Genomic DNA, 12,288 nt, shown 5'->3' on the forward strand with positions numbered 1-12,288 from the left:
CGGCGGCACGGTATTGACGAACCCGATCACCGCGGCTGCTGCAACTGACCGAGAGCTGCCCATTTCACCCGATTCCATGTCGTTCGTGCAAGAACCCCTGCGGGGCGACTGTTTCCCTGAGTGTATGCACAAAGGCTGCATTGACGAGGTAAGTCGTCACCGATCTCAAAGCCGTTCGACCGCACGGTAACCTGTGGCGATCGGGAAGGGAATGCTATGCGGCTTGCCAACAGGCAACTCAATAAATACGCGGTGCCATCGATAGCATCCTTCGCTCAACGGCGCGTGCCAGGTTTGTCAACTGTGCACAAATTTCGGTTCGGTATCAGCCATGGCTGACACCGAACCGACACTTGGGTCGAGGCTGGCCCACGGCGCCGCATGGAGCGCTATGGGCACGGTCGTACTGCGGATGGGGACGTTCGTCGTTGGCATCGCCCTAGCGAGAATCCTGACACCAGAGCAATTCGGCGCGTATGCCGTAGCCCTGACGGTGCAATCCATTCTCATCACGCTCGCCGATCTGGGATTGTCGGCGGATCTCATCCGCACCGACGATCCGAAACGAATCGCCCCGACTGTCGCAAGCCTCGCTCTGATGAGCGGAGCATTCATGGCGACGATTACATACTTGAGCAGCGATCTGCTCGCCAACACCCTCGGTAGTCCCGAAGCTGCTCCCGCAATCGCCGTGCTGTCAATCACGCTGCTGTTGGCGGGGTTCAGTGTGGTCCCGTATGCAATGCTCCTGCGTCGATTTCAGCAGCGTGAGCTATTCCTTGTACTGTTCCTCGATTTCGTCGTGTCCACCGCCGTCACTTTGCTTCTGATCAGCCTCGGGTGGGGCGTCGTCGGCCTGGCAGTAGGCAAAGTCGCAGGTCAGATCGTGTCATCGACGATGCAGTTCGTTGTTGCGCGAGAGGTGCCGAAGTACTCGATAGATCGGGCCGTGGTGCGGCCAGTGCTTGCGTTCGGACTACCCGTCGCGGGGGCCGCCTTGCTCATGTGGGGCTTGCTGAATGTCGACTATGTCGTGCTCGCACGTGTCGCGGGCGCCACAACACTTGGCTACTACGTACTTGCCTTCAACATTTCCAATTGGCCCACGAGCGCCCTCTCATCCGCAATCAAGGCGATCTCCCTGCCGTATTTCTCGCGCGCCGACGACGATCCCTCGGCTCTGGCATCGCTCACTTCGATCGCCTGGGCCGGCGCTCTGCCGATAGGTGCAATCTTGGCTGCGCTGAGTGCTCCCTTGATCGAGGTTGTGTACGGTCCGAAGTGGTTGCCGGCTGCACCCGCGCTTGCCGCGCTGGGACTGTTCGGCAGCATTCGTGTCATTTTCGAGCTGTTCACAGGGTTCTTGCTCGCACGCGGTCGGTCTCGGCCCGTGCTCTGGGTACAGGCCATCTGGCTAGCCGCCCTTACTGTCGCGATGATCTTTGCGACACAGCGCTACGGAATTGTGGGGGCGGGCTGGGTTCACGTCGTCGTCGCGGTAGTGGTCGTAATGCCGTGCTATGCCGTCGCGCTACGCTCGGCCGGCGCCGGGATCGTCAGCCTCATACGGGCGGCGTGGTGGCCGACGGTTGCAACCTTTCCGGCGGTCGGAGTCGCATTGGCCGCCCGTTCCTTGATGACCAGCCCGGTTGCCGAACTCTTGGTCGGCGGATTTGGAGCTGTAGCGACGTACGGTTTGATCATGTGGCCCTGGCTACGCCGCCAGATCGAGGTCATTCGTGGCCAAGCATCGAAAGGTGTTACGCAAGGCGAAAGTTGACTCCCCGCCGTGACCCGATCTCAACCAATTAATAAGCACGACAACATATTTCGTTAGCGACAGCACCGGGGACGAGCGCTTGAGACGGTGCCGAATCGAGCGCATCCCGGCAACGGCGGAGCATCGCGCGCCGGCTCCGCCCGACTTGTCCGAAATGTCACGTTAGACAACAACACTGCAACCCGTGTAGACACCCATATATTCAGAGAACTCCATCCCCGATTGGAGCATCCACGTGAGTACTTCAGCGACCCCTACGCCCCTGGGCCTTCGCGCCGGCGACATTGTCGAAGTCCGAAGTGCCGCAGAGATAATTGCTACTCTCAACGAGCAGGGCGAGCTCGACAATTTGCCCTTCATGCCCGAAATGCTGGCGTTCTGCGGCCAACAGCTCACCGTCCACAAGGTTGCCCACAAACTATGTGACACGATCAGCGGTACTGGCCTTCGCAAGATGGAGAGCGCGGTTCACCTCACTGGAGCGCGTTGCGATGGATCGGCGCACGGCGGCTGCGAAACTGCTTGCCAGTTCTACTGGAAGGAAGCCTGGCTCAAGCCGGCTAGAGCGAGCGCCTCGGAATCCACAACGAGCGGGAACCTCGACCTCACGGTGATTTCCACCAACACACATCGGACGCCTGGCACGAACGGCGAGGTGCGATTCCGTTGCCAAGCGACGGAGTTGCTTCGGGCCGCGCCAACCTGCCTGCCATCGCGACAGTTGAGTCAATACGTGACCGACGTGCAAACTCGAAACGTTCGTCCGTTCGCATCACTCAGAGCATTGTCAGTGGTGCTGTTCAATAGGGTTCAAGATGTCAGCAAGAGAGTGTTACCCGAAGGGATGCGGTTTCGTCACGGACTGCATTGGGGTTTCGTCGAGGGAGGAATCGTTGGCAAGACGCCGACCGCGCACCTTGACCTGAAGCCGGGTGAGCTGGTGCGGATCAAGTCCAAGGAGGAGATAGTCGCCACGCTCAACCAGGATCTCCTCAACCGCGGTATGGGCTTCGAAGAGGAAATGGCTCGATACTGCGGAAGTACCGCCCGCGTCAAAGCACGCGTCACCAAGTGCATCGACGAGAGAACTGGCGAGCTACTGACGATGAAGAGCCCATGCATCGTGCTTGACAACGTGGTTTGCGCGGGCGTTTACCACGGCAGCTGCCCCCGCGAGTTCATTCCCTTCTGGCGGGAAATCTGGCTGGAACGCGTGTAGCTTTCGATCGAATTCATAACGGAGACTGATGCTTCGGTCTTCGGCGCGGTGGCTTGATGCATGCCCGCTTTGCGCGGGGTAGCCTATCGGCCATGGACACCGATATTCGCGTCTCGATAGGGCTGCCTGTCCGTAATGGCGTGGAACGGATCGAAAACGTTGTACGCTCGGTTCTCGCACAAGATCACGAAAATATTGAATTGGTGATTTCCGACAACGCTTCCACGGATGGAACCGGTGATCTGTGCCGTGAGCTGGCCGCTCAGGACAAGAGGGTTGTTTTCCACTCAAATGACGCGAATATTGGCCTCTTCAACAATTACGTGAATACGATGCGTCTGGCGACGGGCACCTTTTTCCGATGGATCGGCGACGACGACGTACTTGCACCGAATTGCCTGTCGCGAGCGCTCGCCGTGTTCGCATCTGATGAGCGTTTGATCCTCGTGACGTCCGGGGTGTCGTACACGCTGCCGAACGGTACGACCCAATCTCCCATCTATGAGTGCAACGATCTTCGTTCGGATGATCCGATCACCCGCTTCGCCGAGATGCTGCGACTGATCAATGAGGAGACCACACTTGTCGACCCCCTTTACGGGCTGATGAGGCGTGCGTCCACAGTTGTTATCAGGCGCCGCAACATGCTTCGTGAGGACGAGGTATTCGCAACCAAGATGGCGTTGGCCGGACCGTGGGGACACACGCCCGAGGTGCTCGTCCAACGACACCTGAAGGTAGAGAAGCAGTCCGAACTGGCTCGCAAGCTGGACGTGCCCGCGTGGCAGGCTCACTTCGCCACGACACTGCAATGCCGGGAGATCCTACGTGCTCTGCCCGATTACGATCTGAACGAACAACAGCGGAGTCGAGCCCGCAAGGCAGTGGCCGGTATGTTCGTTCGGCGACAACGGATTGTTGTCAAGCGTCGCAGTTCGAAGCTCGTTCGACTGGCCAAATCGGCCGCCAACCAGCGAGGCCTCACGATCGGATGAATTTGGCATCCTTCGGAGATGGAACCGCCACCAATCGCCTATTCTCGTGACGGGATGGTGCCCAACTCAAGCGCCGACGTTGCGCTGGGCATCGGGTCGAAAACCGTACAGCACCACGACCCTTCGGAGGGATGGCTGATGCGCTGCCGCTTGTGTGATTCCGATGACCTGCATAGCGTTCTCGACCTCGGTTCCACGCCGCCCTGCGAGCGGTTCTTGACTGCTGATCAACTTGACGAGCCCGAACCCACTTTTCCGCTCCACTTGCGTATCTGTGCGAACTGCTTGTTGCTCCAGATCCCCGCTCTGATCACACCAGAGGACACGTTCACGGAGTACGCGTACTTCTCTTCATACTCCGATAGCTGGGTTGAGCATGCGCGACGCTTCGTCGATGGGGCGGCCGATCGACTCGGACTGGGCGAGGATTCGTTCGTGATCGAGGTTGCGAGCAACGACGGGTATCTCCTCCAGCACGCACTCGCACGCGGTATTCGTAGCCTGGGCATCGAACCCTCGGTGAATGTAGGGCAGGCCGCACGCGACAAGGGCATTCCGACCCTGACCGAGTTCCTCAACCCCGCGACGGCGGCCAGGGTCCGCGCGGAGAATGGCCCAGCCGACCTGGTGGTGGCCAACAACGTATATGCACATATACCTGACTTACTGGGATTCACTGCAGGGTTGCGCCGCCTGATGGCCGACGACGGATGGTTGAGCATCGAGGTGCACCACGCCCAAAATCTTGTGCAGTTGGGGCAGTTCGACACCATCTATCACGAGCATTTTCAGTACTACACCGTGCTCTCGGCCTCACGGGCACTCGCAACCGCTGGCCTGCAGGTGGTTGATGTCGAATTACTAGCGAGCCACGGCGGATCTATCCGCGTCTGGGCCAGACCCGAAGACGTTGCGGGGCCACCGAGCGATCGGGTGGTCGAGGTGCTGCGCGCCGAACAAGAGGCCGGGCTGCACGACATCAGTGGATACATCGAACTACGTACGCGTGCCGAGAAGGTCCGGCAGGATCTTCTACGCTTTCTTCTTGCGCGGCGCGCGGAGGGCGCTCGCGTGGTCGGCTACGGCGCTCCCGGCAAAGGTAACACTCTGCTGAACTACTGCGGAATCCGAACGGATTTGCTCGAGTACACCGTCGACCGCAACCCGTACAAGCATGGCCGGTACACACCAGGCATGCGGATCCCCATCCATGCGCCCGAAAGGATCGAGCGGGACCGACCGGACGTGATCCTGGTATTGCCATGGAATCTCGAGTCGGAGATCAGCCGCCAATTGGCGTTTGTCTCAGAATGGGGTGGACAACTCGTGTATCCGTTACCAGAGTTGCACGTCGTAAAGTCCGAAATACTGGCGGGTGAAGTGAAATGAAGGTCGTCCTCTTTTGCGGTGGCTACGGGATGCGGATGCGGAACAGCGAGCACGATGACGTTCCCAAACCCATGCAGATGGTCGGTCCGCGACCACTGATCTGGCACGTCATGAGGTATTACGCGCATTATGGGCACAAGGACTTCATTCTTTGCCTGGGCTATGGTGCCTCGCACATCAAGAACTTCTTCTTGTCGTATCGAGAGACATCGTCGAATGATTTCGTAATCCGCGACGGCCAGGTCGAACTGCTGCAGACCGATATCAGCGACTGGTCGATCACATTTGTTGACACGGGAATTGAATCGGCGATCGGCGAACGCTTACGCCGGGTCCGACAGTTCCTGGGCGACGACGAGGTTTTCCTTGCCAACTATGCGGATGTTCTCACCGATGCACCGCTCGACGAGATGATCGAGCGCTTCGATGACTCGGGCGCGGGTGCCTCGATGATGATCGTTCCACCACAGTCGTCCTTCCACTGCGTAGACATCGATGACAACGGTTCGATATCTCTCATCACGCCGGTCTCAGAACTCAACATCTGGGAGAACGGCGGGTTCTTCGTCCTCCGCCGCGAGATTTTCGACTTGCTTCCAGAAGGGGGAGATCTCGTCGCTGACGTATGTGGCGCATTGGCCGCTCAGGGCCGACTGTTCGGCTACAAGTACGGGGGATTCTGGAAGCCTGCGGACACATTCAAGGAGCGGGCCGAACTCGACGAGAAATACGCGAAGGGCGACAGGCCGTGGGCGGTCTGGGAGAGAGGCCCGTCAACGCGGTGAGGTCGCTAGAGATTGGACACATCACCGACATCGCCGTTCTCGGTGCGCACTGCGACGACATCGCAATCGGAATGGGCGCGACGCTTCTGACGATGGCGCAGGCGCACCCCGGTCTCACGGTTGATGCACTGGTACTAACCGGCGCCGACACGGACCGAGAACTCGAGGAGAAGGCCGCGCTGGCGGCCTTCTGCCCCGGCGCGACTTTGCGTTTGACTGTGTTGGACTTCCCTGACGGCAGGACACCGGATCACTGGGGGCGCGTCAAGGATGCCTTGCATGTGTTTCGTGGGGAGTGCGCACCTGATCTCGTCTTCGCGCCCCAACGACACGACGCGCATCAAGACCACCGGCTGCTCGCCGAGCTCGTCCCGACCGAGTTTCGTGATCAGCTGATCCTGGGGTACGAGATTCTGAAGTGGGAGACAGATACACCGACACCCACGGTTTACCATCCTGTGGACGGCGCGGTGGCGGAGGAAAAATCTCGACTGCTGCACCGGCACTACCCGTCGCAAGTCGACCACGATTGGTTCGACGACAGGGCGTTCTTGGGACTCGCTCGATTACGCGGCGTGCAGTGCCACCATCAATACGCGGAAGCTTTTGTGGCCGAAAAAACCATGATCTCCTTCGGAAGGCGATGACGATGCGGGTACTTGTGACAGGGCATCAGGGATACCTCGGAACGGTAATGGTCCCAATCCTTCAGGATGCCGGGCACGACGTGGCCGGTCTTGACGCCGGCTACTTCGCCGACTGTGTTCTCGGCTCGCCGCCGATCGAGCCACCTTCGCTACGAGTAGATCTCCGCGACGTCACCGTCGACCAGCTGGAGGGGTTTGATGCGGTAATCCACCTCGCGGCGCTCTCCAACGACCCCCTCGGGTCGTTGGCTCCCGAGGTGACTCACAGCATCAATCATCACGCGTCGGTGCGGTTGGCCAGGTTGGCGAAGGATGCCGGCGTCGGAAGGTTCCTCTACGCGTCCACTTGCTCCGTGTACGGAGCGGCCGGTGCCGAACTGGTAACTGAGGACGCTCCCCTTCGCCCACTGACGCCCTACGCTGAAAGCAAGGTCAGGGTCGAAGACGACACCGCCGCCATCGCGGATTCGGACTTCTCACCTGTGTTCCTGCGCAACGCCACCGCGTTCGGATTCTCACCACGACTACGTGCAGACATTGTCCTCAACAACCTTGTCGGCCACGCCGTGCTGTCCGGTGAGGTGAAGGTACTCTCCGACGGGACGCCGTGGCGCCCGCTCGTACACGCCCGAGACATCGCCCGAGCCTTCCTGACCTGTCTGACCGCACCCCGAGACAATGTGCACTGCCAGGCCTACAACATCGGCACCGAGAGAAACAATCTCACCGTCGCCGAGATCGCCGATGCGGTAGGCGATGTGGTGCCCGGATCGACCGTTGTGATCACCGGGGAGAGTGGAGCTGACCCGCGTTCGTACCGCGTCGACTTCTCCCGCGCACGAGCAGGATTGGGCTTCGAGGCCCAGTGGACGATTCCTGAGGGCGCGGCGGAGTTGTACAAGGAGTACATCGGCAACGGCCTCACCGCCGAGGCTTTCGATCAACGCTTCACGCGGCTTCGTCACCTTGAGCGTCTACAGCGGGAAGGCCTGCTCGACCAGTCCATGCGATGGATCACCGCAGATGCCTGAGCAGATCAGCCCATGTTCCAGCCGCGCGATCACGGGCGGAGACGACCGTCGGTTCTTGGGGCCACGGAATCGACAGATCGACATCGTCGAACCTGACGCCGATATCCTCCGATGGATCGTGCGGCCGATCGATGCGGTAGCACGTGTCCGCTGTCGGCGAGATCGCCTGGAATCCATGCAGGAATCCGGGTGGGACGTAAAGGTGACGGAAGTTGACGTCGTCGAGCACGACGCCGAGCTGACAACCGAACGTCGGCGAGGTGGGCCGGATATCAACGAGGACGTCGTGTATGGCACCGTGGGCGCAGCGAACGAGTTTCGCCTCGCCCGCACCAGATCGGCCATGCATCCCGCGGATCACACCCTGCCCCGACCGCGATTGCGAATCCTGCACGAACGAGGCGGCAGCGCCGGGACGGTCGAGGTATTCGTCGAAGAGATCTGCGTCAAACGTTCGGGTGAAAAAGCCGCGGTCGTCCCGAAACGGCTGCGGTGTCATCAGGAGGACGTCGGCCAACTCTGTGGTTTCGATGCGCACGTCGCCATGGTCGCATGAGCACGTGCCGGGCGTGTGAAAGTCGCAACCTCGTTCGGGTGCTTGACCTCGGATCCGTCCCGCCGGCCGACCAGTTCCCGCCCATCGATCGACCGGTGAGTACTGACGAAGCCGCCCATCCCCTCGCAATGGACCTCTGCTCATCGTGTGGGCTCGCGCAACTGGCCGAGGACGACACGGTGACCGACGAGCCGCGCGGCGTTGAGCCGCAAGCACTTCGGGATCAAGCTCGGGAGGCGATCGCCGACGTCGCGGCGGCTGGGTGGCTGCGCGGTAGCACCGTGCGCGAGTTCGGCAGCCCGCACGGCGGAACCTGGGTTCCGCTACTCCAGGAACGCGGGTTCATCGAGACCGAAGTTGCCGACGTTGTCCTCGACTGCTTCGGGATCATGCACGATGCCGACCAGCGTGACGCCTTCGCGCGCCGGGCCGCAGCAACGGCTCCGGGCGGCGTTCTATTGGTCCAGTTCCACTCGCTGGCGACAATCGTCAGGGAAGGCCAGTGGAATGCCCTGCGGCACGGACACTTCGCCTACTACTCGATGCCTGCTCTGGCGGATCTGTTGTCGGCAGCGGGAATGACCCCGGTGGCCGTTTGGGAATACGGACTCTACGGCGGGAGCATTCTCGTCGCCGCAGTTCACGGCGGGTCGGATACCGGACGCGATGTCCGAGCGCTGATTACGCGTGAATCCGGTATGACCGATCCGGCGATGGTCGGCGAGTTGCAGGGCATCGCCAACCGCCATGTAAACCAGCTGCGGCTGTGGCTCGAGGAGGAGCAGCGCGCCGACCGCCGGGTATTTGCGTACGGCGCGGCGTCTCGTGCCGTGTCGCTCTTCTGCTTGGCCGGACTCGACAGGTCACTCGTGCACGGCGTTGCCGATGCTTCGCCCGGTAAACAGGGTCGACGTATGCCGGGAACGGACATCCCGATCATCTCGCCGACCGAGCTTGTCGAGCGGATGCCCGACCGGGTCCTGCTCACGGTGCCAGATCTTTACCCTGAGGTCGACCGCAACTTCCCGGCGTTGGCGGGCAGGTGGTTTGTCGACGACACCGATGAAGGTGCCAAGCCGGTGGGTGACTGATCCTCTGGCGTGTCGCGCCTGGTCCGACTAGCGTGCTAAGAAATTCCGGAAATGACGCCCGATCGACTCGGCTACGGCCAACTGCAGAGGCTTGACCAAATGACAAATGTATTTGTTGACGATTCTCTCCGCGACGACGAGCGACGAGCTCGGCTGTATTCAGGCGACCTGCTCGTTCGGACGGGTTCGAAGGCCGTGCGAGATTTTGTTGCGTTCACTAAGGGGCTTGTCGAGGAGGCGTTTCCGGGGAGGTCCCCTGAGACCGCACAATATGAGCTACCGGTAGAGGAATTCGCGCAGATCCTCGCAGAGCTGAAGCCGCGTTTCATCCACCATCCGGAATCAAAAAGACACCTGGCATCGATCCTGACCGAGCAGGGGTGTGATCCGGATCAAACATATTTTGACGTCCCCAGGCTGCGGACATCAACGTCAGATGATTACCTCACCACCGGGATTGCGTACGCGTTCCATCCACATCGGGACACCTGGTACAGCGCTCCCATGATGCAGATCAACTGGTGGTTGCCGATCTACGAGGTGTGCCCCGAGAACGCATTGGCATTCCACCCGCGCTATTTTGATCAGCCGGTCAAGAATGGTTCGGAACAATATAACTATTATCTATGGAATCGAGACAGCCGCCACAATGCGGCAAATCAAATCGGTGTGGATACACGCGTGCAACCCAAGCCACTCGAACCCGTCGAGTTGGATCCGCAGATCCGTCCGATACCACCTGTGGGCGGGATGACGCTGTTCTCGGGCGCGCAGTTGCACTCGTCGGTGCCCAACAGCTCCGGACGTACTCGGTACAGCGTCGATTTCCGAACGGTACACCGGCTGGACGTCGAGCAGCTTGGGGGCGCACGAAACATCGACTCACGCTCCACGGGCACATCTTTGCGCGACTTCATGCGGGTCTCCGACCTCACTCGGCTTCCGGACGACGTCATCGCGCCATACGACAAAGGTGTCAGTAAGGAAGTACTTAAGTACGCAACGGCGTCGAACTGAATTGACAACGCCACGCACCCCGAATGATGGCCGTCTTTGTCGCGAGGAAGGTCAGTACGCGCCGTCCTTGCCGACGACAGCGCGAAACGTGCGCCACAAAATCACCAGATCCTGCATGATTGACCAGTTCTCCACGTAGGAGAGATCTAGTCGGACCGCCTCTTCCCACGGTAGGTCCGATCGTCCCGACACCTGCCAGAGCCCCGTCATTCCAGGCTTCACCAGCATGCGACGAGCAACGCGACCGTCGTACTTCTCCACCTCCTCAGGCAGCGGCGGACGCGGACCCACGAGGCTCATCGTGCCGTTGACCACGTTCAATAACTGGGGCAGTTCATCGAGGCTGTACCGCCTGATAACTGCTCCGACGCGGGTGACTCGTGGGTCGTCGTGCATCTTGAACATCGGCCCCGAGCCCTCATTCACTCCGATGAGTTCAGCTTTGCGCTTGTCAGCATCGACAACCATCGAGCGGAATTTCCACATCTGAAAGTCCCTGTTACCGAGGCCGACTCGGGTGGCGCGGTAAAACACCGGACCTCGGGTATCGATCTTGATCGCGATTGCAACCGCAATGAGGACCGGTGCCAGCCCGACAAGTAACAGCGATGAACCGACCCGGTCGACGAACGCCTTCCGGAAGCGGTTGGCGCCCTCGAACCGTGGTCGGTCGATGTGCAAGAGTGGGAGCCCCGCAACGGGGCGGACCATCATCCGTGGGCCGGCTACGTCGGTGACTCCGGGCGACACCATCATCTCGACATCCATGCCTTGCAGGTCCCAGGACAGTTCTTGCATCGCTTCGTGGCCCAATGCAGACGCTGAGGTCACCGCCACCGTCGTGGCACCCGAAGCGGACACCGCCGTGGACACGTCGTCGAAGTCGCCCAGAACCGGGATTGTGTCGCCCTGCGTGGCACGCAGGCCCGCCGACCCAATCGGCAGACACGCCCCAATGACCTCGTAACCTAATTCGGGGGCTTGCCGAAGCCTCTCGACAAGGTGCGACGCTGATCGCTGATCACCCACGACAAGAACTCGTTCGAGATGTTTGCCCCGTGCACGCGCGCGGGTAAGCCTCTGACGCCATCCCCATCGAGACACGAGCACCCCGACCGTGCCCAGTGGCAGGGCCAGCGCAAAGTATCCGCGCGAGACCTCGATGTGGAGCGCCAGCACGAGAATGGCCATCAGTCCAAATATTGAGAAGCATGCGGTGGCGACACGGCTGTATTCCTCTGTCCCTGCACCGATGATGCGACGATCCAAGGTTTGATACACCCGGAGTGCCGTGAGCCAACCCAGGATCAGCAGGATCGACACGAGTGTTACCGGCGAACCCGCACCGAATCGCTGGTCAGTGGGGTCCGACCCAAATCTGATCAATTGCGCAAGGAATACTGCCAGAGTCACCACGGCTGCGTCAGTCCAGGCGACGACGGTCAGATAGCGCTGGATCCATGGGTGCGCAGCGTACTGCGATGCGAGCCTCAGTGGTCTGCGCCGATCGCCTGGGGGGACACGGTGCAACGAAAAAGCTTCCTGCTCGGATGATCCGCGTACCGCCACGGGCATGCTCCCAAGTGTCGAAACTGAATCTGTACGGCAGCGCCCACGCCTGCCGGTTCATGGCACCGGCCAGCATATTGAGCCCTTCAAATCAAGTATTGCAGTTCGCAAATTTACGCGACTGCAGTCGCGTAAGCAACCGTGCTAGCCCTCGATAATTCGAACATGTGAATCGACAGTAATCGCGGAGCGCTGGTAGCGATCTTGCC

Annotated in this window: 11 protein-coding genes; 9 read left to right on the forward strand and 2 right to left on the reverse strand. The window is 60.4% G+C overall.

The features are described 5' to 3' along the window. Positions 1-331: 331 nt before the first annotated feature. The 7 genes from ACWDTI_RS16490 (at position 332) to ACWDTI_RS16520 (ending at position 7,846) form a co-directional block, all read left to right on the forward strand. A complete protein-coding gene (locus ACWDTI_RS16490) occupies positions 332-1,780 on the forward strand; it encodes an oligosaccharide flippase family protein (protein ID WP_449739176.1) in 1,449 nt (482 codons plus the stop codon). A 235-nt stretch (positions 1,781-2,015) separates the two neighbouring features. Beyond that, a complete protein-coding gene (locus ACWDTI_RS16495) occupies positions 2,016-2,999 on the forward strand; it encodes a hypothetical protein (RefSeq protein ID WP_449739177.1) in 984 nt (327 codons plus the stop codon). Positions 3,000-3,091: 92 nt separating this feature from the next. Continuing rightward, on the forward strand, positions 3,092-3,994 hold the full coding sequence (locus tag ACWDTI_RS16500; RefSeq protein ID WP_449739178.1) for a glycosyltransferase family 2 protein: 903 nt from the start codon (positions 3,092-3,094) through the stop codon (positions 3,992-3,994). A gap of 138 nt (positions 3,995-4,132) precedes the next feature. Then, positions 4,133-5,383 carry a methyltransferase domain-containing protein gene (locus ACWDTI_RS16505; RefSeq protein WP_449739210.1) on the forward strand — a complete coding sequence of 417 codons (1,251 nt, stop codon included), beginning with the start codon at positions 4,133-4,135 and terminating at the stop codon, positions 5,381-5,383. Further along, the gene (locus tag ACWDTI_RS16510; protein ID WP_449739179.1) at positions 5,380-6,168 is read left to right on the forward strand and encodes a glucose-1-phosphate cytidylyltransferase; all 789 of its coding nucleotides are present in this window, start codon (positions 5,380-5,382) and stop codon (positions 6,166-6,168) included. Before ACWDTI_RS16505 ends, ACWDTI_RS16510 begins: the two co-directional genes overlap by 4 nt. Then, entirely contained in the window at positions 6,165-6,815 is a 651-nt protein-coding gene (locus ACWDTI_RS16515; protein ID WP_449739211.1) for a PIG-L deacetylase family protein, read from the forward strand. Before ACWDTI_RS16510 ends, ACWDTI_RS16515 begins: the two co-directional genes overlap by 4 nt. A gap of 2 nt (positions 6,816-6,817) precedes the next feature. Beyond that, positions 6,818-7,846: an NAD-dependent epimerase/dehydratase family protein gene (locus tag ACWDTI_RS16520; RefSeq protein WP_449739180.1), complete on the forward strand. Its 1,029-nt coding sequence runs from the start codon at positions 6,818-6,820 to the stop codon at positions 7,844-7,846. On the opposite strand, the gene rfbC is transcribed toward ACWDTI_RS16520, so the two are convergent. After that, positions 7,830-8,384, reverse strand: a complete 555-nt coding sequence (gene rfbC, locus ACWDTI_RS16525) for a dTDP-4-dehydrorhamnose 3,5-epimerase (protein WP_449739181.1) — start codon at positions 8,382-8,384, stop codon at positions 7,830-7,832. The two genes, ACWDTI_RS16520 and rfbC, sit on opposite strands and share 17 nt — an antisense overlap. A gap of 14 nt (positions 8,385-8,398) precedes the next feature. Between rfbC and ACWDTI_RS16530 the strand changes: the two genes are divergently transcribed. Together ACWDTI_RS16530 and ACWDTI_RS16535 are read left to right on the forward strand one after the other, a co-directional pair. Further along, the gene (locus ACWDTI_RS16530; protein ID WP_449739182.1) at positions 8,399-9,493 is read left to right on the forward strand and encodes a class I SAM-dependent methyltransferase; all 1,095 of its coding nucleotides are present in this window, start codon (positions 8,399-8,401) and stop codon (positions 9,491-9,493) included. Between the two features lie 51 nt (positions 9,494-9,544). Next, entirely contained in the window at positions 9,545-10,510 is a 966-nt protein-coding gene (locus tag ACWDTI_RS16535) for a hypothetical protein (RefSeq protein WP_449739183.1), read from the forward strand. Between the two features lie 51 nt (positions 10,511-10,561). On the opposite strand, the gene ACWDTI_RS16540 is transcribed toward ACWDTI_RS16535, so the two are convergent. Next, on the reverse strand, positions 10,562-12,085 hold the full coding sequence (locus tag ACWDTI_RS16540) for a sugar transferase (protein ID WP_449739184.1): 1,524 nt from the start codon (positions 12,083-12,085) through the stop codon (positions 10,562-10,564). Positions 12,086-12,288 lie beyond the last annotated feature (203 nt).

Source organism: Gordonia sp. NPDC003424 (assembly GCF_053588655.1).